Source organism: Enterobacter vonholyi (genome assembly GCF_040834095.1).
Taxonomy (GTDB): Bacteria; Pseudomonadota; Gammaproteobacteria; order Enterobacterales; family Enterobacteriaceae; genus Enterobacter; species Enterobacter vonholyi.
The window spans coordinates 3,333,233-3,357,492 of the sequence record NZ_CP162152.1; the positions used below are offsets into that span (position 1 = coordinate 3,333,233).

Consider the following 24,260-nt stretch of genomic DNA (forward strand, 5'->3'; position numbering starts at 1 on the left):
TCCCAACTAAAACGGCCGTAATCCCCTTCCCACCGGCACCGCACTCATCCACATTGTTACCGCCGCCACCAGCAGAATGACCCCGCCCGCCAGCGCAAGCGTGGTCCACCCTACCTGTCGCCACAGTACCGGCGTTTTATTGCCGCTGAGTTTGACAGCCAGCTGACGGAAGCTGTGTACCAGCAGCGCTAAAGACGAAATAGTGAGAGAGGTTCCTGCTGCCATCGCCAGCGCGGACAGCATGCCCCAGCCGAACACGCCAATCACCTTACTGAACAGCAGCACCATGATGGCACCCGAGCACGGGCGCATGCCCATCGAGAGAACAATCATCAGCCGCGCACGCCAGTCGTCGCCGTTCTGCAACTGTTCCTGCGTGGGCAAATGCTGATGCCCGCAGCCGCAGTGTTCATCATGAACGTGGTGCGGCGTAAAGGATTTGAACGTTGGCTTTCGCAGCAGCGCGCGCAGCTTTTTCAGCGCCCGCCAGCACAGGATCAGCCCCAGCACGCCCACCAGCGCGTAGCTGCCCTTCTCAAGCCAGAAGCTGCTCATGTGCAGCTGGCGCGCGGGAAGCTGTAACAGCGAAAGGACGACCACGACCAGCGCAATCGCCACGCCGCCCTGAAGCAGCGAGGAGGCCAGCGTCAGGCCGATACTTGATTTCAGCTTTGACGGATGGGTGGCGAGCCAGGTCGTAATGACGATTTTGCCGTGCCCCGGCCCCAGCGCGTGCAGCACGCCATAGATAAAGCTGAACGCCAGCAGGGAACCGCCCGCCTTTGTCGGATTCTCCGCCACCGCCTTCAGCAGACCGCTCATCTGCTGGTTGACCTCACGCTGCCAGATAATGCTTTTCATCATGACCTGCGGCCAGGCCTGCCAAAGCCACATCGCGCCGCAAACGGCGAACAGCAAAAAGATCGCCAGCGGCCAGAGGTGAAGCCAGCGGCGCTGTTTTCGAACCGGAGAGGAGATCACTGACATTGTAACGTCACCTCCTGCGCGAACTGTTTACCCAATTCCATGTCCTCTGGCGGGGCATCTTCCTTGTCGAGAGAGACCGCAAAGTTCAGCGTCTCTTCGCTGGGCTTCGGGGTATGAACGCCGATTTTGCAGCTTTTTTGCAGCGCGTCCGGCAGCCGCACGTCGCTGTCTTTGCCATAGCGCATGTCGACATAGTAGGTAGGGTCAAAGGTGGAAAAGCGGTACGTTTGCCCCGCCAGCGGCTGAGGGTGCGCCAGCGGGAGCACGAACGTCAGCACCGCCCGGTGCCCGTCGCGCGTCATCCCGTATTCCGTGGGTCGGTTCAGAAATTTGACCTTTTGCCCGTTATGCCAGAACTCGGTGAAATAGTGCTGGCCGAGCACGTTAGCCATCACTTCTGCCGCCAGCTTTTTCCATATTTCGTCACCGGGCTTCGCGTTTCCCGCATCATAGAGCAGATCGGCCGAGGTGATTTCATCCATCGTCCAGCGCATTTTCAGGCCGCTGAGCTGCGTGCCGTCGGTGACCAGCTCGGTCTGGAGGTCAATAAAACTGTGAGGGTGTGCGCTGGCGGTGAAGCTGATAACCGCCAAAAATAACGCCATCGCACTTTGTTTAACTGTTTGCATCAATTCCTCACGTCAAAAATTCTGTGATGTTCCCCAGCAATCCTGAATGAAAGGCCTGCCGGCGCGCTTTTCAGCGTTCATCCTTTAGCTATTCTTATCAAACATTCACACTGGATACCCGACAGATGATGACGACGCTTGAAATTCCATCTGTGCTTTCCAGTTCGCAGCGCCGCTGCCAGGTGCTTTTGATGCTTTACCTGCCCGATGCTGCCGTCACCGCACAGAGCATAATTGCTGCCAACGGCGTGGACGACGCGATGGCACGGCAAGATATAGCCGAGACGCGCGATGAAATCCAGCGCTATCACCGGCTGGATATCGTCACGCACCACGACGGCAGCTACCGGATTGAAGGTACAGCCCTGAATCAGCGTTTATGCCTGCTGCACTGGCTGCGACGGGCGCTGCGGCTTTGCCCGCAGTTTGTCTCGCACCAGTTTACCCCCGCATTAAAAACCGCGCTTAAACAACACGGCATCGCGCGTCCGCTTTACGACGATGCGAACCTGCGGGCGCTGATCGGCTTCTGCTCTCGCAAGCTGCAGCGCCAGTTTGAATGCCGCGACGTCCAGTTTTTACAGCTCTATCTGCAATACTGCCTTATTCAGCACCAGCTCGGGAATACGCCGCAGTTTTCTCACGTTCAGCGCAGCTGGACCCAGTCAAGAGGGGAGTATTTTACAGCGCAGGAGATCGTGCGCCACTGGAGACGGCGCGTCCCGCAGGGTGCCCACGGGGATGAACAGCTGTTTCTGGCGCTGCTGTTTATGATGCTCCGCACGCCCGACCCGGTGCTCGATAAACACCAGCAGGATCAGCGTTTGCGCCGGGCCATCGTACGCATGGTCGCCCGCTTTCGCTCGCAGACCGGGATGAACTTCAGCGATGAGCAAGGGCTCACCGATCAGCTGTATATCCACCTTGCTCAGGCGCTGGACCGCTCGCTGTTTGAGATCGGCATCGACAATAGCCTGCCGGAGGAGATCCACCGTCTCTATCCCCGGCTGTTACGCACCACGAAGGAAGCGCTGTTTGAGCTGGAAGCGGAGTTTGGGCTGCGTTTTTCCGATGAAGAGATGAGCCTCGTGGCGGTGATTTTCGGCGCCTGGCTGATGCAGGAGACCGATCTGCACGAAAAACAGGTGATCCTGCTGACGGGAGAGGATAAAGCCAGTGAGGACCTGATTGAACAGCAGCTTCGCGAGCTGACGCTGTTGCCGCTCAACATTCGCTATCTGACGCTACAGGCTTTTCAGAAAGAGGGGGCACCGCGCGAAGCCGCGCTGGTTATCACCCCCTACCCTACGGCCCTGCCGCTGTTCTCGCCGCCGTTGATTCATGCCGTTGAGACATTGAACGCGCAGCAGCAAGAACATATTCGCGCCATGCTGGAATCGTAGTTACGCGCGTGCGGCCACTTTCGGTCGAACAAACATTGCCGGTAGCGCCACCAGCGCCATTACCCAGAACACGCCATTACCCAGGTGCTGGTAAAGGAACCCCGCAAAGACCGTCATGATCGCGATACTGCCCCCCATGGCTACCGCCGAATAGACGGCCTGCAGACGAATAACGTCTCCGCCCTCGCGCGCTGCGATATAGCGCATGGCCGCCAGATGGCACACGGTAAAGGTGCCGCAGTGAAGGATTTGCGCCACAATCAGCCACGGCAGATCGGTCGTCCAGCCCATAATCCCCCAGCGCGCCACGCCGCACACGGCGGAAAGCAGCAGCAGGTCACGTGCGCCAAAGCGTCGAAACAGCTTCTTGCTCAGGGCGAAAATAATGACTTCGGCCACCACGCCCAGCGACCAAAGATAGCCCACTGCAGAAGCAGAATATCCCGCTCCCTGCCAGTAGATGGCGCTGAAGCCATAGTACGCCGCATGTGCCCCCTGAAGCAGACAGACACACGCCAGAAAACGCCAGCTCTGTGCAACCAGGCTCTGCCACGCGGGCCAGCCCGCGCTCTCCTGATGGCGACTTTCCCCTTGCGGCATCACTGACGGTCGCAGCAGCATGCCCAGCAGCATCGAGGCAATACCGATACTCAGCAGGGCAAGAATGGCGCGGTAATCGTAAAGGCTGACCAGTTTCCCCACCAGCGCAGAGCCAATCACAAAGGCGATAGAGCCCCACAGGCGCACGCGTCCATAGTCCATGGTGATCTGCTTTTGCCAGGTGTTCGCCAGGGCATCCGTCAGCGGTACCAGCGGCGAGAAGAACAGGTTAAAGCCGACCATCACCACCATCAGCCAGGCAAACTGGTGGCTGACCCAGAAGCAGGCAACAAAGACCAGGGTCAGCAGAGCAAGAATGCGCACGGCCTTGATCAGTAAGGAGGGATCGCTGACGCGCGGGGCAATCAGCAGGCTACCGAGGAAACGCGCCACCAGCCCTGCCCCGAGCAGGACGCCGATGGTCTCGGGCGTCAGGCCGATACCCTTAAGCCAGACGCTCCAGAAAGGCAGAAAAATGCCGTAGCTAAAGAAATAGGTGAAATAACTGAGCGCCAGCCAGCGCGTGGAATGCAAGACCATGAATCCCTCCCGAAATCGAGGCCATAGTCTGGCGAGAATATAAAAATTAAGCAAGTAGATAGCCTGCTATAAATTAACGAAAATTTAACATCCTGTGTAATCGTCTGGCTTATGGCAGGGAATGAAAATATGTATTACGTTTAAATTACTCCACTTGCAGAGGTTTTTCTGCCATGAACTCACTACGTTATCTCGATTTCGGCCAGTCACGTCACCTGCTGCTGCTCATTGGCCGCATCGCACTTGTCGTGCTGTTTATTATCTTTGGTTATCCAAAACTGACGGGGTTTAGCGGCACCGTACAATACATGACCTCGCTGGGAACGCCGATGCCCATGCTGGCGGCCATTATTGCGGTAGTGATGGAAGTGCCTGCCGCCATTCTGATCGTACTCGGCTTTTTCACCCGTCCTCTCGCGGTACTGTTTGTGTTCTATACCCTGGGCACGGCGATTATCGGTCACCATTACTGGGATATGACCGGTGATGCGGTCGTGCCGAATATGATTAACTTCTATAAGAACGTCAGTATTGCTGGCTCCTTTATTTTGCTGGCCATTGTTGGGCCGGGGGCTATTTCCCTGGACCGGCGTTAAGCCATAAAAAAAGGCCGCAAGCGCGGCCTTTTTTATTTCTGCAGGGCAGAGGAATTATGCGTAGACCGGGAAGCGTGCGCAGATATCCAGAACTTTACCTTTGACGCGCTCGATAACCGCTTCGTCATTGATGTTGTCCAGAACGTCACACATCCAGCCAGCCAGCTCTTTCACTTCCGCTTCTTTAAAGCCGCGGCGAGTTACGGCCGGAGAACCGATACGAATACCGGAGGTCACGAACGGGCTCTTAGGATCGTTTGGCACGCTGTTTTTGTTCACGGTGATGTTGGCGCGGCCCAGGGCAGCGTCAGCTTCTTTACCGGTCAGGTTTTTATCAACCAGATCCAACAGGAACAGGTGGTTTTCAGTACCGCCGGATACCACTTTGTAGCCACGGTTCAGGAAGACTTCCACCATCGCTTTGGCGTTCTTAGCAACCTGCTGCTGGTAAACCTTGAACTCTGGCTCCATCGCTTCTTTCAGCGCTACCGCTTTTGCCGCGATAACGTGCATCAGCGGGCCACCCTGCGCGCTTGGGAATACAGCGGAGTTCAGTTTTTTGTACAGCTCTTCGTCACCGCCTTTCGCCAGGATCAGGCCACCGCGTGGACCCGCCAGGGTTTTGTGGGTGGTGGTGGTCACAACGTGAGCGTGTGGAACCGGGTTCGGGTAAACGCCTGCGGCGATCAGACCCGCAACGTGCGCCATGTCAACGAACAGGTAAGCACCGATGCTGTCTGCGATTTCGCGCATTTTTGCCCAGTCAACGATACCGGAGTAAGCAGAGAAGCCACCGATGATCATCTTCGGCTTGTGCTCTTTAGCCTGCTTCGCCATGTCTTCGTAGTCAATTTTACCGGACTCATCAATACCGTAAGGGATGATGTTGTACAGTTTGCCGGAGAAGTTAACCGGGGAGCCGTGAGTCAGGTGGCCGCCCTGCGCCAGGTTCATACCCAGAACGGTATCGCCCGGCTGCAGCAGCGCGGTGTAGACCGCGAAGTTAGCCTGAGAGCCAGAGTGCGGCTGCACGTTTGCGTAGTCAGCGCCAAAAAGTTCTTTCGCACGGTCGATAGCCAGCTGCTCAACGATATCAACATACTCGCAACCGCCGTAATAGCGTTTGCCCGGGTAACCTTCAGCGTATTTATTGGTCAGCTGAGAACCCTGCGCCTGCATAACGCGCGGGCTGGTGTAGTTTTCGGAGGCGATCAGTTCGATGTGCTCTTCCTGACGTACTTTTTCCTGCTCCATAGCCTGCCACAGTTCGGCATCATAATCGGCAATGTTCATTTCACGCTTTAACATCCGCATCTCCTGACTCAGCTAACAAGTAAATTTTGGCCTGAAAAGGCAGTCCTGTTGGACGACGGGCAACAGTATAACTGATTAGTTCTGTGATAACAGGTCTTGACAAACGATTTTACGCAAACGTTTCCCTACCCGCCACGCAAGGGTTTGAGGAATAAAGATCTCGCCCTTTCCAGCGGATTTCTTTTCAGGTTTGTGATGCATATTTTTCATCTTGCAAAGAACCATTTACAACGCAGGGGTATTTTTTATAAGATGCATTTAAAATACATCATTAAAGTCACATCGGAAGGAAGCAGCTATGCTCGACGCTCAAACCATCGCTACCGTAAAGGCCACCATCCCCCTGCTGGTGGAAACCGGCCCTAAACTCACCGCCCATTTCTACGATCGCATGTTCACGCACAACCCGGAGCTCAAAGAAATTTTCAACATGAGCAACCAGCGTAACGGCGATCAGCGTGAAGCGCTGTTCAACGCCATCGCGGCCTACGCCAGCAATATTGAAAACCTGCCAGCATTGCTGCCTGCGGTGGAAAAAATCGCGCAGAAACATACCAGCTTCCAGATCCAACCTGAACAGTACAACATTGTGGGCGGACACCTTCTGGCAACCCTGGACGAGATGTTCAGCCCCGGTCAGGAGGTGCTGGACGCCTGGGGTAAAGCCTACGGGGTACTGGCAAACGTGTTTATCAACCGTGAAGCGCAGATCTACAGCGAAAACGCCAGCAAGAACGGCGGCTGGAAAGGCACGCGCGCGTTCCGCATCGTTGAGAAAACGCCGCGCAGCGCTTTAATCACCAGCTTCGAGTTTGAGCCGGTGGACGGTCAACCGGTGGCCGATTACCAGCCAGGGCAGTATCTGGGCGTGTGGCTGAAGCCTGAAGGATTCCCGCATCAGGAGATCCGCCAGTATTCCCTTACCCGCAAGCCAAACGGCAAAGGCTACCGCATTGCGGTGAAGCGTGAGGACGGCGGTCAGGTTTCCAGCTGGCTGCACAACGAAGCTAACGTGGGCGACGTGGTGCATCTGGCCGCGCCGGCGGGCGATTTCTTTATGGCCGTTGACACCAATACGCCGGTCACGCTGATCTCTGCGGGCGTCGGCCAAACGCCGATGCTGGCGATGCTCGATACGCTGGCAAGATCACACCACGGGGCGCAGGTTAACTGGTTCCATGCGGCCGAAAACGGCGACGTGCACGCTTTTGCGGATGAGGTGAAAACGCTCGGAGCCTCCCTGCCGCGTTTCACCGCGCACACCTGGTATCGCCTGCCGACGGAAGCTGACCGCGCAGCTGCCCGCTTTGACAGCGAAGGTCTGATGAATCTTAGCCAGCACGAAGGCCTATTCAGCGCACCGGACATGCAGTTCTACGTCTGTGGACCGGTGGCGTTTATGCAGTATGCCGCGAAGCAGCTGGTTGAGCTGGGCGTGAACAAGGACAACATTCATTACGAATGCTTCGGCCCGCATAAGGTGCTGTAATGCAAAAAGCCCCTCAAACGAGGGGCTTTTTTCGTCGGATGGCGGCTGCGCCTTACCCGGCCTGGAAAATATTTAAATCGCCGCGTCGTCTTCTTCGCCGGTACGGATACGGATCACGCGCGCCACGTCGAAGACGAAGATTTTACCATCGCCAATCTTGCCGGTCTGCGCCGTGCGGATAATGGTGTCCACACAGGTATCGACGATATCGTCGCTGACCACGATTTCAATTTTCACTTTCGGCAGAAAGTCGACCATGTACTCTGCGCCACGGTAAAGCTCGGTGTGGCCCTTCTGACGACCAAAACCTTTCACTTCCGTCACGGTCATCCCGGTGATGCCGACTTCCGCCAGCGCTTCACGCACATCATCCAGTTTGAAAGGTTTAATAATCGCATCAATCTTTTTCATGGTGGGTCCTTAAACTCTTGCCTGTAAGCTGCCTCGTAATCGATTGCTCACAGTATCATATTCAAGCGAATTTTGCGGTACTACTCTTTAAAATCGTTCGCTTCAAGCTCATGACGTGACAGCAGCTTGTAGAATTCGGTGCGGTTGCGTCCGGCCATGCGCGCCGCGTGGGTCACGTTGCCTTTAGTGATCTGCAATAGCTTGCGCAGATAGTTCAGTTCGAACTGATTGCGCGCTTCTGCAAACGTCGGCAGAGCCGTGTTTTCCCCTTCCAGCGCCTGCTCCACCAGCGCGTCGCTGATCACCGGTGACGAGGTCAGCGCCACGCACTGCTCAATCACGTTCACCAGCTGACGCACGTTACCCGGCCAGCTTGCGGCCATCAGCCGCTTCATCGCATCGGTGGAAAACGCGCGCACGAACGGTTTATGGCGGTCGGCCGCCTGGCGCAAAAGATGGTTCGCCAGCAGCGGAATGTCTTCCGCACGTTCCGCAAGCGCAGGGATCTTCAGGTTAACCACGTTCAGACGGTAGTAGAGATCTTCGCGAAACTCGTTGCGGGCCATCACTTTTGGCAGATCGCGGTGGGTCGCCGAAATAATTCGCACGTTAATATCGATATCGCGGTTGCTGCCCAGCGGGCGCACTTTGCGCTCCTGCAGCACGCGCAGCAGCTTGACCTGCAGCGGCGCGGGCATGTCACCAATCTCGTCCAGGAACAGCGTGCCGCCTTCCGCGGCCTGGAATAGCCCTTCCCGGCTGCTTACCGCCCCGGTGAATGCGCCGCGGGCGTGACCAAACAGTTCGGATTCAAGCAGCTGCTCCGGGAGCGCGCCACAGTTAATCGCAATAAAAGCGTTCTTGCTGCGCGGGCTGGCGTTATGAATCGCCTGCGCCAGGATCTCTTTCCCGGTTCCGCTCTGGCCGTTGATGAGCACGCTGACGTCAGACTGCGCCACCATCCTCGCCTGCTCTAGCAGGCGCAGCATCACGGGGCTGCGGGTGACGATAGACTCCCGCCACGCTTCATCCCCCGCCGGGGCGGCATGTTCCAGCGCGCTGTCGATAGCCTTATACAGCGCGTCTTTGTCCACCGGCTTGGTCAGAAAGCTGAATACCCCCTGCTGCGTCGCGGCAACCGCATCCGGGATCGACCCGTGCGCGGTCAGGATAATCACGGGCATACCCGGCTGCTGCTTCTGGATCTCCGCGAACAGCTGCAGGCCGTCCATTTCATCCATCCGCAGGTCGCTTATCACCAGATCGATTTTCTCGCGGCTGAGAATTTTCAGCCCCTCCAGCCCGCTTTCCGCAGTCACGACGCTGTAGCCCTCACTCATCAGACGCATCCCCAGCAGCTTTAATAGCCCGGGATCGTCATCCACCAGTAAGAGATGGGCTGGTTTACGGCTCGTCATGCTTCACGTCCTCTTGTTTCGGCGTATCGCTGTCCGGCGCAGCGGATGAACTCCCCGGCTGATATTTACGCGACGAGAGCTGTCTTTCGATATCGGTCAGGTTCTCCAGCTTACGCGTCGTGGTATCCAGCTGGGTACGTAAATGTTGCTGCTGCTGACGCAGCGTATCAAGCTCGCTGTCGGTTGACTGTTGCAGCTTGCTGTAGCGGGAGCGCTCTTCAGAAAGCTGAAGCTGTAGCGTCTGGCCATCGCGCCAGAGCTGGTATACCGGGCGTACCTGTACGGGTAGATTGACCACAAATGTGTCCAGTCGGGTTACATTGACGCGGCGTTCGATGGGGGTGATTTTGGCATCAGCCAGCAAAATGCCGCGCTTGAAAGCGTCCTGCCAGGTGTCGTCGTCCAGCATCGCCGCCTTCGAGCGGGCGTCTACCGGCGCCAGACGCTGGGCGCAATCTATTCCACGCAGCCAGAAAAGCGGGTTGCTTTCGACGTCATGCCCTGACAGGTTCCAGATGTCTTCGCAGCGGGTCGAGAGGAAATCGGCCAGCTGGTTATCGGGCCATTTATCTTCTTGTTTATCGCTAATGGCACTTTGCGGCACATGGGAAACACACCCAGCCAGAAATAAACAGGGCAGGCTCAGGCGAAGCGTGCTGCGGGAAAACACCGCGCGTACGGCGCGGGAAAAGACGTGTGACATACTCACCAGATATAGATTCATTTTATTGATTTTTCCGGCTCAGGGGCAGTTCAATACGGAAGCAAACATCCGAACGTTCGTCCGTGGCAATGTTTAGCTCACCCTGCATGCGTCGTATGCAGTCCCGGGCAATGCTCAAGCCCAGACCGCTTCCTTTCACCGCACCTTTCCGCTGATGACTCCCCTGGAAAAAGGGCTCGAAGATCATGGTTTTTTCGTCATCGGGGATCGGGGTGCCGGTGTTAGCGACGTCGATAAACACCCGGGAACCCTTCGTATAGCTTCGGATATAAATGTTACCGGATTCAGTACCATAGTGCACCGCATTGGAATAAAGATTATCCAGCACGCTCATTAGCAGCATGGGTTCAGCCAGACAGGTCGGCGCATTCAGCTCTACACCGGTATGCATCATTTTAGCTCTTGCTGGCAAGCTATGGGCGGATAACACCATATCCACCAGCGGTTCAATTTCGACGTTTTCCAGTACGACCGCCCCGTCAGCCAGCTTGCGGTTGTAATCCAGCAGTTGCTCAATCAGCTTCTGTAGATTCCGGCTGCTGTTATCCAGGATCTCGACAATTTCTTTCTGTTCGGGCGTAAGTGGCCCTGCCACTTCATCCGCCAGCAGCTCCGTTCCTTCGCGCATGCTGGCCAGGGGCGTTTTAAGCTCATGGGAGATATGGCGCAGGAACTGATGGCGCTGTGATTCGAGCCATGCCAGGCGCTCGGACAGCCAGATAATGCGCTGGCCTACGGATCGCAGCTCGCGGGGACCTTTAAAGGCGACCGTATCCCCGAGCGATTTCCCCTCCCCTAGGCGGTTGATCATCCGCTGGATACCCTTCACCGGGCCGATGATCATGCGGGTAAAGAGCAGAACCAGCCCGAGGCTCACCAGGAACAGCACCAGCGCCTGCCAGCCGAAGAACTGGCCGCGCTCGGCAATCTCCTGCTGAAGCTGCTGACCGCGGGAGAAAATCACCGTACGCGTTGACTGCACCATCTCGGTGTTGGCACTGGCAAAAGCTTCGAGGCGTGCGGCGGCGGCCGCATCCGGGCCGCTGTTACTGCATTGCAGTTGCGCGAGATCGTTCAGATCCTGACGTAACGCCTGATACAGCCTGTCGTCAGGCAAAACCCCCGCATGAGCGTCCAGCATTTCGCTGTAGCGTTTGCGTTGACTCTGATAAACCTTTTCCAGCGTTCGATCGTCAAGCACGCAATACTGACGATAGCTACGCTCCATCTCCAGGGCTGCGTTGGTCATCGCTTCACTGCGTCTGGCGTCGATGAGCGTCGTGCGGTTGGTCAATGCCGCCTGCGCGCTCAGCGCGTTCAGACTTTGCCACGCCTGCCAGGCAAGGATCAGCAGCGGCAGCAGAATCAGCAGGAAGGCCATCATGACGAGCTGCCGCAAGGAGCGGGGGAAAACGGGCCAGCGTTTCAACGCATTACTCTCTTTATGGGGGTTTACGCAGAGCGTAACTGAGTCTGCCCTTCAGATACAACAAAGCCGGGTAAAAACCCGGCTTTGTCATGGAATGAGGCGGTGCCTAACTCGACGTTTCGCCCTGGCCTGATAAAGCATCGCTATGATCAGTAGTTGGACGGCAGGCACCTTTTTGTGCGTCATTCGAAGTTTATGTAGCGCTTCCCGAAGGGGCTGACATAAGAAGGTGAATGAGCCACTGGTTAATATTATGCAACACCCGTGCCAGAATGCAAAACAAAATATTAACATATTGAAATATAACGTTTTTACTCGTTAAGCTTGTTAATTATCGGTTGAATGATTTTCATGCTAAGTGTCGCTATTAAGCAACATCTTAACGGAAACCTTTCCTGCCATATATAAATCAATAACTTAAATGTCTCTTTTTGGAGACACTTAAGTTGCCGGTCTGTCGCATAATTGCGACACAAATAAAAAAGCCCGGTTGAGCTTTCGCTTACCGGGCCTGGAAGGATGTGGGACTAAAACTTAACCCAATTGCTTACGCGCATTGCGGAAGATACGCATCCATGGGCTGTCCTCGCCCCAGTTTTCCGGGTGCCAGGAGTTGCTCACGGTGCGGAACACGCGTTCCGGGTGCGGCATCATGATGGTCGCGCGACCGCTTTCGCTGGTTACCGCCGTAATACCGTTGGCGGAGCCGTTCGGGTTAGCCGGGTAGGTTTCTGTGACTTTGCCGAAGTTATCGACAAAGCGCAGTGCCACCAGGCCTTTGCTCTCCAGCTGAGCCAGATGCGCAGCATCACGCACTTCTACCTGACCTTCGCCATGGGAAACGGCGATTGGCATCTGTGAACCGACCATTCCCTGCAGCAGCAGAGACGGGCTCTGGGTCACTTCCACCAGGCTAAAGCGCGCTTCGAAGCGGTCAGACTGGTTACGAACAAAGCGCGGCCAGGCTTCACTGCCCGGGATCAGTTCGCGCAGGTTAGACATCATCTGGCAGCCGTTACACACGCCCAGCGCCAGGGTCTGCGGACGGTGGAAGAAGGTTTCGAACTCGTCGCGCACGCGGCTGTTAAACAGGATGGACTTCGCCCAGCCTTCGCCTGCGCCCAGCACGTCGCCGTAGGAGAAGCCGCCGCACGCCACCAGCGCCTGGAAATCTTCCAGACCGGTACGTCCGGCCAGCAGATCGCTCATGTGGACGTCGATAGCGTCAAAGCCCGCGCGGTGGAAGGCCGCAGCCATCTCAACGTGGGAGTTAACGCCCTGCTCGCGCAGCACCGCCACTTTTGGACGCGCGCCGGTCGCAATGTACGGCGCAGCGATGTCTTCGTTAATATCGAAGGAGAGCTTCACATTCAGGCCAGGATCCTGGTCATTGGCCTTCGCGTTGTGCTCCTGATCGGCACATTCCGGGTTATCACGCAGGCGCTGCATCTGCCAGGTGGTTTCCGCCCACCACATGCGCAGCGTGGTGCGGCTTTCGCTGAACACGGCATGGCCGTCTGCTTCAATGACGAAGCGGTCGCCCTGAACGGCTTTACCCAGATAGTGCACGCAGTCTGCCAGTCCGTGCTTCGCCAGAATCGCTTCAACCGCATCGCGATCCGCCGCACGCACCTGAATCACGGCACCCAGCTCTTCGTTGAACAGCGCAGCCAGACGGTCTTCGCCAAGCGTAGCGATGTTGGCTTCCACGCCACAGTGGCCGGTGAAGGCCATCTCTGCCAGGGTCACCAGCAGGCCGCCGTCGGAACGGTCATGGTAGGCCAGCAGCTTACGCTGCGCCACCAGCGCCTGAATCGCGTCGTAGAAGCCTTTTAGCTGCGCCACGTCGCGCACGTCGGCTGGCTTATCGCCAAGCTGACGGTAAACCTGCGCCAGCGCGGTGGCGCCCAGCGCGTTGTGGCCTTTACCCAGGTCAATCAGCAGCAGGGCGTTGTCTTCGGTCGCAAGCTGCGGCGTAACGGTGTGACGCACGTCTTCCACGCGGGCAAACGCGGTGATCACCAGCGACAGTGGAGAGGTCATCTCGCGCTGCTCGTTACCCTCCTGCCAGCGGGTTTTCATCGACATGGAGTCTTTACCCACCGGAATGGTCAGGCCGAGGGCTGGACACAGCTCCTCACCCACCGCCTTCACGGCTTCATACAGGCCAGCATCTTCGCCAGGGTGGCCGGCTGCGGCCATCCAGTTTGCGGAGAGCTTGATACGTTTAATGTCGCCAATCTGCGTCGCGGCGATGTTGGTCAGCGCTTCACCGACCGCCAGACGGGCAGATGCGGCGAAGTCCAGCAGCGCCACCGGGGTGCGTTCGCCCAGCGCCATCGCTTCGCCGTAGTAGCTGTCGAGGCTCGCGGTGGTCACGGCGCAGTTCGCCACCGGGATCTGCCAAGGGCCGACCATCTGGTCGCGGGATACCATACCGGTCACGGTACGGTCGCCGATGGTCACCAGGAAGGTTTTCTCTGCCACAGCAGGCAGGTGCAGCACGCGGTTAACCGCTTCTGCCACGGTGATGCCCTGGCGATCCAGCGCTTTTCCCGCAGCCTTGCGGGTCTGCACGTCGCGGGTCATCTTCGGCGTTTTACCGAGCAGGACGTCGAGCGGCAGATCGATCGGCTGGTTGTCGAAATGTGTATCGCTCAAGGAGAGATGCTGCTCTTCGGTCGCTTCACCGATGACGGCATACGGCGCGCGCTCGCGGCGGCACAGCTCGTCAAACAGCGGCAGCTGGTCCGCCGCAACGGCCAGCACGTAGCGCTCCTGGGATTCGTTACACCAAATTTCCAGCGGGCTCATGCCCGGTTCATCGCTCAGGATGTCGCGCAGGTTGAAGCGACCGCCGCGGCCGCCGTCGCTCACCAGCTCCGGCATGGCGTTGGACAAGCCGCCCGCGCCCACGTCGTGGATGAAGAGGATTGGGTTGGCATCACCCAGCTGCCAGCAGCGGTCGATCACTTCCTGGCAGCGGCGCTCCATCTCAGGGTTGTCACGCTGCACGGACGCGAAGTCGAGATCCGCATCAGACTGGCCGGAGGCCATCGAAGAGGCCGCACCGCCGCCCAGACCGATGTTCATCGCCGGGCCGCCGAGTACGATCAGCTTCGCGCCGACGACGATCTCGCCTTTCTGCACGTGATCGGCACGGATGTTGCCAATCCCGCCTGCCAGCATGATCGGTTTGTGGTAGCCGCGCAGCTCTTCGCCGTTGTGGCTGTCCACTTTCTCTTCATAGGTACGGAAGTAACCGTTCAGCGCCGGACGGCCAAACTCGTTGTTAAACGCCGCGCCGCCCAGCGGACCTTCGGTCATGATATCCAGGGCGGTTACAATGCGCTCTGGCTTGCCGAAATCTTCTTCCCACGGCTGTTCAAAGCCCGGGATACGCAGGTTGGAGACGGAGAAACCGACCAGACCCGCTTTTGGTTTTGCACCACGACCAGTCGCCCCTTCGTCACGGATTTCACCGCCGGAGCCGGTAGCCGCACCCGGCCACGGGGAGATTGCCGTCGGGTGGTTGTGGGTTTCAACCTTCATCAGGATATGCGCGGGCTCCTGATGGAAGTCATAGCGCCCTGCTTCGCGATCGGCGAAGAAGCGGCCCACCTCGGAGCCTTCCATCACCGCGGCATTGTCTTTATAGGCAGACAGCACGTGGTCAGGGGTTTGCTCCATGGTGTTTTTGATCATTTTGAACAGCGACTTCGGCTGCTGTTCGCCGTCAATAATCCAGTCGGCGTTGAAAATCTTATGGCGGCAGTGCTCAGAGTTAGCCTGCGCGAACATGTAAAGTTCGATGTCGTTCGGGTTACGGTTGAGCTTAACGAACGCATCCTGCAGGTAGTCGATTTCGTCTTCTGCCAGCGCCAGGCCGAGACGCAGGTTGGCGTCGATCAGTGCCTGACGGCCCTGCCCCAGCAGGTCCACGCTCTGTACTGGCGCAGGCTGATGGTGGGAGAAAAGCTTCTGTGCGTCATCGAGAGAGGCAAATACGCTCTCCATCATGCGGTCGTGCAGCTCAGCCGCAACCGCCTGCCACTGCGCGTCGCTCAGGGTTGAGGCTTCCACGTAGTACGCCACGCCGCGCTCCAGGCGGTTAATCTGGCTCAGGCCACAGTTGTGGGCGATGTCGGTGGCTTTGGAAGACCAGGGGGAGATGGTGCCCGGACGCGGCGTCGCAAGGATCAGTTTGCCGGTTGGCGTATGGCTGCTGAGGCTTGGGCCATACTTGAGCAGGCGTTCCAGCTGTACGCGCTCCTCTGCATTCAGGGGGGCATTCAGGTCAGCAAAATGGACATACTCAGCGTAAATATTGCTTACCGGAAGGTCGGCCGCCTGAAAACGTGCCAGCAGTTTAGTGATACGGAAGGCAGACAGTGCAGGCGAACCACGCAGAATTTCCATCATAAGTCTCTCGTCTTCGAAGCGCCGGGGCGCTTACAGTGTGCGCAAGGGGGGAAAACGGGCGTCATTATAGAGAATCCTGAGCGCCGACGAAACCGTTTGCGTCGAAATAAAATTTGCCCAGAGGTTTAACAATAGATGTGACCTGTCTCTCTAATTGGTTGCCAAGTGGCGCAAGTTTACGCAAAATGCCGCTCATTCAATGGCAAACCTTATTATTAACATGGCTACAGCAAACTGAGGCAACCGGCGTCGCAGAGAATTAACTAATTGAAAAAATTAAAGATTAATTATCTGCTCATCGGCATTGTAACGTTGCTGTTGGCAGTGGCCCTCTGGCCTTCTATCCCCTGGTTCGGCAAAGCCGAAAACCGTATCGCCGCCATTCAGGAGCGGGGGGAATTGCGCGTCAGTACCCTCAACTCCCCGCTCATTTACAGCGACATCAACGGCAAAATCATTGGTCTGGATTATGAGCTGGCACAACAGTTCGCCGATTATCTTGGCGTGAAGCTTAAAATCACCGTCCGCCAGAATATAAATCAGCTTTTTGACGACCTCGATAACGACGATGCCGACATGCTTGCCGCCGGGCTGGTGTATAACAGCGAGCGCAGCAAGAACTACCAGCCGGGCCCGACCTACTATTCCGTTTCGCAGCAGCTAGTTTACCGCGTCGGGAGCCTGCGCCCGCGCTCGCTGGCTTCGATTAACGATCGGCAGCTGACGATTGCGCCCGGCCACGTGGTGATTGACGACCTGCGTGAGCTCAAGGAGAAAAAATATCCCGACCTGAGCTGGACGGTGGATCCGAAACTCGGCACGACGGAGCTGCTTGAGCAGGTAAAAGACCAGAAAGTGCCCTACACCATTGCCGATTCGGTCGCAATCAGCCTGTTCCAGCGCGTGCACCCTGAAATCGCCGTGGCGCTGGACGTTACCGACGAGCAGCCCGTGACCTGGTTTAGCCAGCTTGATGACGATCAGACCTTCTCTGCCGCGATGCTTGATTTTTTCAACACCATCAATGAAGACGGTACCCTGGCGCGTCTGGAGGAGAAGTACCTCGGGCACGGCGATGACTTTGACTACGTTGACACCCGCAGCTTCCTGCGCGCGGTAGACAGCGTCCTGCCGGACCTGCAGCCGCTGTTCGAAAAATACGCCCAGGAAATTGACTGGAAACTGCTGGCGGCTATTTCGTATCAGGAATCCCACTGGGATACCCAGGCCACGTCCCCGACTGGCGTGCGTGGTTTGATGATGTTAACCAAAAATACCGCGCTGAGCCTGGGCGTGAATGACCGTACCGATGCCGAACAAAGCATCAGCGGCGGCGCGCGTTATCTGCAGGATATGATGGCCAAAGTACCGGAAACGGTGCCGGAAGAGGAGCGGATCTGGTTCGCGCTGGCGGCCTACAATATGGGCTATGCGCATATGCTGGATGCGCGAGCATTAACGGCCAAAACGAAAGGCAACCCGGACAGCTGGTCAGACGTAAAGCAGCGCCTGCCGCTGCTGAGCCAGAAGCCATGGTATAACAAACTGACATACGGCTACGCGCGCGGGCATGAAGCCTACGCCTACGTGGAAAATATCCGTAAATATCAGATTAGCCTGGTCGGGTATCTGCTGGAGAAAGAGAAAGAGGCGACAGAGGCCAAACGGCTGGCTCAAAGCTACCCTGTCGTGGCGCCGGACGAACTTAATCGCCCAACAGCTTCAATTCTGCCTTTTGCTGCTTTTTCTGCTGACGGCGCATTCGAAAGAAATCACTTAATAGCCCCGAACACTCTGGTGCGAGCACCCCGCCGATAGTCTTCACCTGGTGGTTCATTCCGGGGTGCCCCAACACGTCCATCAGTGAGCCGGCCGCGCCGGTTTTTTCATCCCGCGCCCCGAAAACCAGAGTCCCGATCCGGCTGTGCACCATCGCCCCGGAACACATCACGCACGGCTCCAGCGTCACATACAGCGTGGTATCAAGCAGGCGATAGTTTTGCAGCACCAGACCGCCCTGACGAAGCGCCATAATTTCGGCGTGCGCGGTAGGATCGTGGCGGCCAATGGGACGGTTCCACCCTTCACCAATCACCAGGTTATTGTGGACCAGCACGGCGCCTACGGGCACTTCGCCCTCGTCCCAGGCACGCTGAGCGAGCGTTAGCGCGTGGCGCATCCAGTATTCATGATTGTATTCAGGGTTGGACAACGGTTGATACTCCAGTCGAAAAGCGGCGGCATTATACACACCCCTTATGGATAAGACTATTCGAGTTGCTGGAGTTCACCTGACGGCGTGACGCGCCAGCGATGCTGGCAAAAATAGAGCAGCGGGTTGTCCTGTTTGCTGTCGCTGTAGCCGCTGTACAGGCGCAGCGGCGTACCGATGCGTTTCTCCAGCTGGACCACTTTTTCATGCCCCAGACAGCGCAGGGTTAGCACCCAGCCGCCGTAACCGCGGGCAATTTGCGTGGCGATAAGATTCACGCGCGGAAGCCAGGGGGTATCAAAGTAGACATGCTCCACAAGCGTCTGCGGGGAACCTGTAATCAGCCAGATGTCGGCATCGTTCGCGTCGAGGTAGCTGGTCAGGCGCGCCTGTACAACAGGAAAGGCCGCAACGTGACCGCGAAACCAGTGCGCAAAATCCTTTTCGAGCTGTTTGAGCCGCGCTTCGCTGTGCCCAAAGGTACATCCCCACAGCAGCAGACTCATCGGCCATCGCGCCGCACGGCCTTTCACCAGCAGCGCGATACCGATAACCGGTAAGAGCGGTAGCACGAGCAGCGCATTCAGAGGCTGACGCCGCAGCAGGTAACGCATAAACGTACCAAACATATCCTGCTGATGCAGCGTTCCATCCAGATCGAAAAAGACAACGCGACGCGCGTGATTTGCCAAACCTTACTCCTCTGGGTCGTTGAATCCTAATAGCCAGGTAAAAAGGAACCCGGCGATCACCGCTACTAAATAGCCTAACAGATAGAGCATCACTTTTCCGGTCACGATGGTTAATGCCAGCGGTAAACCGGAAAGCCCAAAGGTGATCACGGTGGCGACTTTCCAGTAGCTGATCAGCGCCCCGCCTACCGCGCCCCCCAGACAGGCCGCGAGGAACGGTTTACCCAGCGGCAGCGTAACGCCGAAAATCAGCGGCTCGCCGATGCCGAGCAGGCCGACCGGGAGCGCGCCTTTAATCATTTTCTTCAGACGCGCGTTGCGGGTTTTCATCAGGACGGCAATCGCCGCGCCGACCTGCCCCACGCCCGCCATCGACAGGATAGGCAGCAGCGCGTTATAGCCGTGCGCCTGCACCAGCTCGACGTGGATCGGCACCAGCCCCTGGTGCAGGCCGGTCAGTACCAGCGGCAGGAAGGTACCCGACAGCACCGCGCCAACCAGCAGCCCGCCGCGGTCAATCGCCAGAGACGCACCGTGAGCGATGGCTTCAGAGATCCACCCGCCTAACGGCTGGAGGGCCACAATCGCTACGCTACCGGTAATCAGGGTGGTCAGCAGCGGGTTGAGGATAAGCTCAATCGAGCCGGGCAAAATCGCTCGCAGCCTTTTCTCGATCCAGCACATCAGGATGACCACCAGCAGCACCGCAATCACCCCGCCGCGGCCAGGCTGAAGCGCCTCACCAAACAGCGTGATCTGCGCCAGCTGCGGGCTGGACAAGATGCCCGCCATCACGCCGCCCATCGCCAGCGATCCGCCAAACACCTTCGCGGTATTCACCCCAACCAGAATGTTCATGATGGCGAAAACAGCGCTGCCGAAGATCCCGAGAATCCCCAGCAGGTTCGGATACTGCGTGGCGAAATCCCCCACGATATCCGGTCGCTTGAGGATATTGATGATCCCGGTGATCAGGCCCGAGGCAATAAACGCCGGGATCAGCGGAATAAAGACGTTGGCCAGCTGTCGCAGCGCATCGCTCATCGGGGCTTTGTATTTGGCTTTCGCCTGCGCTTTAGTGCGCTCAGTATCGTCAATCGACACGCTCGCGCTAACGCCCATCAGCGCGCGCATGGCGTCAACAACCTGCGCCGCTTTCCCCGGCCCGACGATCAGCTGATGCTGCTGGCCCTGTTTCACGTAGCCGCTGACCCCAGACAATTGCTTCAGACGCGACACGTCAAGCTGGTCGTCGTCATGCACCTCGACGCGCACGCGCGTCATGCAGTTTTCGAGACGCTGAATATTTTTTTCCCCGCCGATCCCCTGCAGGATATCGCTGGCGAGCGCTGCTGTTTTGTCCATAGACGCCTCTGTTAGTTTTCTAATGCCGCCCGTAAGAAACCGTTATGCGCATCGAGTTTGGCTCTTGCGGTCGCCGCATCCAGCCCGCTTAAGATCATCAGAATGGCAGGTTTAACATCATGATCGGTTTGTTTGAGTACCGCTTCGGCCTCTTCACGGCCTGCGCCCGTCGCCTCCATCACCATGCGGCAGGCTCTGTCCACCAGCTTGACGTTGGTGGCCTGCATATCCACCATCAGGTTCTGATACACCTTACCGAACTTAACCATCGCGCCGGTGGAGATCATATTGAGCACCAGCTTTTGCGCGGTCCCGGACTTGAGGCGCGTGGAGCCGGTGAGCGCTTCCGGCCCGACCACCGGAGAGATAGCGATAGCGGCCACCTGCGCAATCGGGGAGCCCGGATTACAGGAGATGGCCACCGTCGTGCAGCCGGTCTGGTTGGCGTATTCCAGGCCGCCAATGACGTACGGCGTGCGCCCGGATGCCGCCAGACCGACCACCAGATCCTTCTCCGTCAGATTCAGCGCCTTCAGGTCATCCTCGCCCAGCTGTTTGTTATCTTCCGCCCCTTCAACGGCTTTCAGCAGCGCACCGGGTCCACCGGCAATTAACCCAACGACCAGACCATGCGGCACCCCAAAGGTGGGCGGACATTCTGACGCGTCCAGAACTCCAAGACGCCCGCTGGTCCCCGCGCCCATGTAAATAATGCGTCCACCGGCCTTGAGGGCTTCCGCCGCCGCATCGACCGCTTTCGCCACATCGGGTAATGTCCCTTTCACTGCCTGCGCGACCAGCGTATCCTGTTGATTAAAGCGGTTAACCAGCTCCAGGGTGGAGAGCGCATCCAGATCCATGGTTTGCGGGTTACGCGTTTCAGAAACAAGTGAGCCAAGATTCATTTTTGTACCTCAAGAATTTTTAATTCATAATAATCACACTATAATGGAATATAAAATTCATTCAGGCGAGCAAAATTCGTATTTGCGCAGATAATCACATTTTCGCCAGGAGACCGTATGAACTGTTTAATTCGCATTCGCCAGCGCTACGCAGGCTTTGCCCAAAGCGACAAGAAGCTGGCGGATTTTCTGCTTTCTCAACCCGATCGCGCGCGCCACCTCAGCTCGCAGCAGCTGGCGAGTGAAGCCGGCGTGAGCCAGTCCAGCGTGGTGAAATTTGCCCAGAAGATTGGCTTTAAGGGCTTCCCCGCCCTCAAGCTGGCGATCAGTGAAGCGCTGGTCAGTAACCCTAACCCGCAGTCCATGCCGGTGCATAATCAGATCCGCGGCGATGACCCGATGCGGCTGGTTGGAGAAAAGCTGATCAAAGAGAACGTGGCCGCCATGCATGCGACGCTCGATGTGAATACGGAAGAGAAGCTGCTGGAGAGCGTGGCGATGCTGCGTAGCGCGCGGCGGATCGTTCTGACCGGCATCGGCGCGTCCGGACTTGTGGCGCGTAACTTTGGCTGGAAGCTGACGAAAATTGGCCTTAACGCCATCGTCGAACAGGATATGCACGCCCTGCTGGCGACCGTACAGGCGATGGATCCTGACGATCTGCTGCTGGCCATCTCTTACTCCGGCGAGCGTCGTGAAATCAACATGGCAACTGATGAAGCGCTGCGCGTCGGCGGTAAAATTCTGGCAATCACCGGTTTTACGCCGAATGCTCTGCAGCAGCGGGCCACGCGCTGTTTATATACCATTGCCGAGGAGCAGGCCACGCGCAGCGCGGCTATCTCGTCCACCAGCGCACAAATGATGCTGACGGACCTGCTGTTTATGGCGCTGGTGCAGCAGGATCTGGAGCGAGCGCCAGAGCGCATTCGCCACAGCGAAGAACTGGTAAAGAAACTGGTTTGACGCGTATAATGCCCGCCCAGTTTGTGTTGTTTCTGAGAATTTCCTGATGGCGCTGTTAATTACCAAAAAATGCATTAATTGCGATATGTGCGAGCCCGAATGCCCGAACCAGGCCATTTCGATGGGCGACAGCATTTATGAGATTAACAGCGACCGCTGCACCGAATGCATCGGCCACTATGAAACGCCGACCTGCCAGAAGGTGTGCCCGATCCCGAATACCATTCTGAAGGATCCGGCGCACGTCGAGAGCGAAGAGCAGCTGTGGGATAAGTTTGTCCTGATGCACCACGCGGACAAACTTTAACTTTCGATGATCACCGTTGCGCTGGCATAGTGGCGTTCATCCGCGATCGTCACGTGCATGTGATTCACGCCCAGCTTCTCTGCAAGCTTTTGCGCCTCGCCCCATAAACGCAGGCTTGGCTTACCCAGCTCATCGTTAAACACTTCAAACTGGTTGAACGCCAGACCGTTACGAATGCCGGTCCCGAAGGCTTTGGCCGCCGCCTCTTTTACCGCAAAGCGCTTTGCCAGAAAACGCACCGGCTGCTGATGCGCTTCCCAGATGGCCCATTCGTTATCGCTCAGCACGCGCCTTGCGAGGCGATCGCCGCTGCGGGCGATCACCGCTTCAATGCGGGCTATTTCAACGATATCGGTACCCAAGCCCAGAATGGCCATTACTGACGCGCTTCCTGCATCAGGCGTTTCATTTCTGAAACCGCCTCTTTCAGGCCGCTCATCACCGCGCGGCCAATGATCGCGTGACCGATGTTCAGCTCGTGCATTTCCGGAATGGCGGCAATGGCCTTCACGTTATGGTAGGTCAGGCCGTGACCGGCATTGACCTTCAGGCCCAAGCTTGAGGCGTACGTGGCCGCTTTAGCAATACGCTCCAGCTCTTTCGCCTGCTCGGCATCGTTTTTGGCATCAGCATAGCAGCCCGTGTGGATTTCGATATACGGCGCGCCCACGTCGGCTGCCGCTTTAATCTGGGCGAAATCAGCGTCAATAAACAGAGAAACCAGGATACCGGCATCCGCCAGGCGCTTGCAGGCATCGCGCATTTTGTCGAGCTGGCCGGCCACATCCAGACCGCCTTCGGTGGTCACTTCCTGGCGTTTTTCCGGCACCAGGCAGCAGAAGTGCGGCTGAGTCTCACAGGCAATGGTCAGCATCTCTTCGGTGACCGCCATCTCCAGATTCATACGGGTGTCCAGCGTCTGGCGCAGAATGCACACGTCGCGGTCAGTGATGTGGCGGCGGTCTTCGCGCAGATGAACGGTAATGCCGTCGGCGCCAGCCTGTTCAGCGATAAATGCCGCCTGAACCGGATCGGGATACGCCGTGCCGCGCGCATTACGCAGCGTGGCGATATGATCGATGTTGACGCCTAACAGTAATTCAGCCATGACAATCCTCGGTTTTCTTTTCGATTCTGTGGTCTAACGTTTCGGCACAAACTGCCTGAATAATTCGCGGCTCTTTAAGGGCTTGCCGCCAAGATACGGCTTGAGGGCAATCCGGGTAAAGCGTTTTGCTGCGCGCAGGGTATCCTGATCGGGAAATTCGCGCTCATACAGCGCCCGGAGCTGGCGCCCGGTAAAGGTGCTGTTGTCGATCACGACGCTGGCAATAAAGCCTTTTTCTTCGCGGTAGCGGTAGGTCATGGAGTCTTCCACTTCGTCACCGCTGCCCGCACAGTGCAGAAAATCGACCCCGTACCCAAGATGACCCAGCAGCGCCAGCTCAAAACGCCGCAGCGCAGGCTCGGGCGTGCCGGTTGCGCCAGCCAGCGCCTGGATACAGTGCAGATAATCAAAGAAAAGTTCAGAGAAGCGAGTCTCATGTTCAAGAACGCGAGAGATGAGTTCATTGACATACAGACCGCTGTAGAGCGTGATGCCGGAGAGAGGAAGCGCCAGGGAGACGGCTTCGGCGCTGCGCAGGGTTTTAACTTCCCCTCGCCCACCAAAGCGAACCAGCAGCGGCGTGAAAGGCTGTAGGGCGCCTTTCAGGTTAGAACGTTTGGAACGTGCGCCTTTGGCAACAAGGCGCACGCGGCCCGACTCTTCCGTGAAGACGTCCAGCATCAGGCTGGTTTCGCTCCAGGGACGACTATGCAGAACGAAGGCGCGCTGCCATCCTTCCATCA

The 24,260-nt window shown here is 57.4% G+C and carries 22 protein-coding genes; 6 read left to right on the plus strand and 16 right to left on the minus strand.

All coding sequences use genetic code 11. From position 1 onward, the window contains the following. Positions 1-6: 6 nt before the first annotated feature. Entirely contained in the window at positions 7-987 is a 981-nt protein-coding gene (locus AB3N39_RS15595) for a nickel/cobalt transporter (protein ID WP_136195566.1), read from the minus strand. Then, positions 978-1,616 (minus strand): DUF1007 family protein, encoded by a 639-nt coding sequence (locus AB3N39_RS15600; protein WP_274240627.1) that lies wholly within the window; start codon positions 1,614-1,616, stop codon positions 978-980. Before AB3N39_RS15600 ends, AB3N39_RS15595 begins: the two co-directional genes overlap by 10 nt. A gap of 125 nt (positions 1,617-1,741) precedes the next feature. Between AB3N39_RS15600 and csiE the strand changes: the two genes are divergently transcribed. Next, positions 1,742-3,019, plus strand: a complete 1,278-nt coding sequence (gene csiE / locus AB3N39_RS15605; RefSeq protein WP_133294930.1) for a stationary phase inducible protein CsiE — start codon at positions 1,742-1,744, stop codon at positions 3,017-3,019. Here the strand turns inward: csiE and AB3N39_RS15610 are convergent, their stop codons facing one another. After that, positions 3,020-4,159: a 3-phenylpropionate MFS transporter gene (locus AB3N39_RS15610; protein WP_133294931.1), complete on the minus strand. Its 1,140-nt coding sequence runs from the start codon at positions 4,157-4,159 to the stop codon at positions 3,020-3,022. Between the two features lie 173 nt (positions 4,160-4,332). Here AB3N39_RS15610 and AB3N39_RS15615 point away from each other — a divergent pair, with 173 nt between their 5' ends. After that, positions 4,333-4,755 carry a DoxX family protein gene (locus AB3N39_RS15615; RefSeq protein ID WP_133294932.1) on the plus strand — a complete coding sequence of 141 codons (423 nt, stop codon included), beginning with the start codon at positions 4,333-4,335 and terminating at the stop codon, positions 4,753-4,755. A 54-nt stretch (positions 4,756-4,809) separates the two neighbouring features. On the opposite strand, the gene glyA is transcribed toward AB3N39_RS15615, so the two are convergent. Further along, on the minus strand, positions 4,810-6,063 hold the full coding sequence (gene glyA / locus AB3N39_RS15620; protein WP_008502165.1) for a serine hydroxymethyltransferase: 1,254 nt from the start codon (positions 6,061-6,063) through the stop codon (positions 4,810-4,812). A gap of 304 nt (positions 6,064-6,367) precedes the next feature. Between glyA and hmpA the strand changes: the two genes are divergently transcribed. Then, a complete protein-coding gene (gene hmpA, locus AB3N39_RS15625) occupies positions 6,368-7,558 on the plus strand; it encodes an NO-inducible flavohemoprotein (RefSeq protein WP_133294934.1) in 1,191 nt (396 codons plus the stop codon). A gap of 72 nt (positions 7,559-7,630) precedes the next feature. Here hmpA and glnB read toward each other — a convergent pair whose 3' ends face one another. The 5 genes from glnB to purL form a co-directional block, all read right to left on the minus strand. Continuing rightward, positions 7,631-7,969 carry a nitrogen regulatory protein P-II gene (gene glnB / locus AB3N39_RS15630; RefSeq protein ID WP_003860685.1) on the minus strand — a complete coding sequence of 113 codons (339 nt, stop codon included), beginning with the start codon at positions 7,967-7,969 and terminating at the stop codon, positions 7,631-7,633. 80 nt (positions 7,970-8,049) lie between these two features. After that, a complete protein-coding gene (gene glrR, locus AB3N39_RS15635) occupies positions 8,050-9,387 on the minus strand; it encodes a two-component system response regulator GlrR (RefSeq protein WP_136195569.1) in 1,338 nt (445 codons plus the stop codon). Next, positions 9,374-10,111 (minus strand): two-component system QseEF-associated lipoprotein QseG, encoded by a 738-nt coding sequence (gene qseG / locus AB3N39_RS15640; protein WP_136195570.1) that lies wholly within the window; start codon positions 10,109-10,111, stop codon positions 9,374-9,376. Before qseG ends, glrR begins: the two co-directional genes overlap by 14 nt. 1 nt (position 10,112) lies before the next feature. Beyond that, a complete protein-coding gene (qseE, locus tag AB3N39_RS15645; RefSeq protein ID WP_136195571.1) occupies positions 10,113-11,540 on the minus strand; it encodes a two component system sensor histidine kinase QseE/GlrK in 1,428 nt (475 codons plus the stop codon). Between the two features lie 534 nt (positions 11,541-12,074). Continuing rightward, positions 12,075-15,962 (minus strand): phosphoribosylformylglycinamidine synthase, encoded by a 3,888-nt coding sequence (gene purL / locus AB3N39_RS15650; RefSeq protein ID WP_115876016.1) that lies wholly within the window; start codon positions 15,960-15,962, stop codon positions 12,075-12,077. A 267-nt stretch (positions 15,963-16,229) separates the two neighbouring features. Here purL and mltF point away from each other — a divergent pair, with 267 nt between their 5' ends. Continuing rightward, complete coding sequence (mltF, locus tag AB3N39_RS15655; RefSeq protein ID WP_111965132.1) at positions 16,230-17,780, plus strand: membrane-bound lytic murein transglycosylase MltF; 1,551 nt, start codon at positions 16,230-16,232, stop codon at positions 17,778-17,780. On the opposite strand, the gene tadA is transcribed toward mltF, so the two are convergent. Genes tadA through murQ form a run of 4 tightly spaced genes read right to left on the minus strand, consistent with a single transcriptional unit; the run spans position 17,668 to position 21,136 of the window. Further along, a complete protein-coding gene (gene tadA, locus AB3N39_RS15660) occupies positions 17,668-18,174 on the minus strand; it encodes a tRNA adenosine(34) deaminase TadA (RefSeq protein ID WP_216858911.1) in 507 nt (168 codons plus the stop codon). The two genes, mltF and tadA, sit on opposite strands and share 113 nt — an antisense overlap. A gap of 56 nt (positions 18,175-18,230) precedes the next feature. Beyond that, positions 18,231-18,866 (minus strand): phosphatidylglycerophosphatase C, encoded by a 636-nt coding sequence (gene yfhb, locus AB3N39_RS15665; protein ID WP_133294939.1) that lies wholly within the window; start codon positions 18,864-18,866, stop codon positions 18,231-18,233. A 3-nt stretch (positions 18,867-18,869) separates the two neighbouring features. Next, a complete protein-coding gene (locus AB3N39_RS15670; protein ID WP_133294940.1) occupies positions 18,870-20,231 on the minus strand; it encodes a PTS transporter subunit EIIC in 1,362 nt (453 codons plus the stop codon). Between the two features lie 11 nt (positions 20,232-20,242). Continuing rightward, on the minus strand, positions 20,243-21,136 hold the full coding sequence (gene murQ, locus AB3N39_RS15675) for an N-acetylmuramic acid 6-phosphate etherase (RefSeq protein ID WP_367896869.1): 894 nt from the start codon (positions 21,134-21,136) through the stop codon (positions 20,243-20,245). Between the two features lie 117 nt (positions 21,137-21,253). Here murQ and AB3N39_RS15680 point away from each other — a divergent pair, with 117 nt between their 5' ends. Both AB3N39_RS15680 and AB3N39_RS15685 read left to right on the plus strand, forming a co-directional pair. Beyond that, complete coding sequence (locus AB3N39_RS15680; RefSeq protein ID WP_111965128.1) at positions 21,254-22,102, plus strand: MurR/RpiR family transcriptional regulator; 849 nt, start codon at positions 21,254-21,256, stop codon at positions 22,100-22,102. Positions 22,103-22,148: 46 nt separating this feature from the next. Further along, the gene (locus AB3N39_RS15685; protein ID WP_008502177.1) at positions 22,149-22,409 is read left to right on the plus strand and encodes a YfhL family 4Fe-4S dicluster ferredoxin; all 261 of its coding nucleotides are present in this window, start codon (positions 22,149-22,151) and stop codon (positions 22,407-22,409) included. Here AB3N39_RS15685 and acpS read toward each other — a convergent pair. The 3 genes from acpS to recO are packed head-to-tail and all read right to left on the minus strand — an operon-like array spanning position 22,406 to position 24,258. After that, positions 22,406-22,786 (minus strand): holo-ACP synthase, encoded by a 381-nt coding sequence (acpS, locus tag AB3N39_RS15690; protein WP_023294331.1) that lies wholly within the window; start codon positions 22,784-22,786, stop codon positions 22,406-22,408. The two genes, AB3N39_RS15685 and acpS, sit on opposite strands and share 4 nt — an antisense overlap. Beyond that, entirely contained in the window at positions 22,786-23,517 is a 732-nt protein-coding gene (gene pdxJ, locus AB3N39_RS15695) for a pyridoxine 5'-phosphate synthase (protein ID WP_133294943.1), read from the minus strand. Before pdxJ ends, acpS begins: the two co-directional genes overlap by 1 nt. Before the next feature lie 33 nt (positions 23,518-23,550). Next, positions 23,551-24,258 carry a DNA repair protein RecO gene (recO, locus tag AB3N39_RS15700; RefSeq protein WP_133295452.1) on the minus strand — a complete coding sequence of 236 codons (708 nt, stop codon included), beginning with the start codon at positions 24,256-24,258 and terminating at the stop codon, positions 23,551-23,553. Positions 24,259-24,260 lie beyond the last annotated feature (2 nt).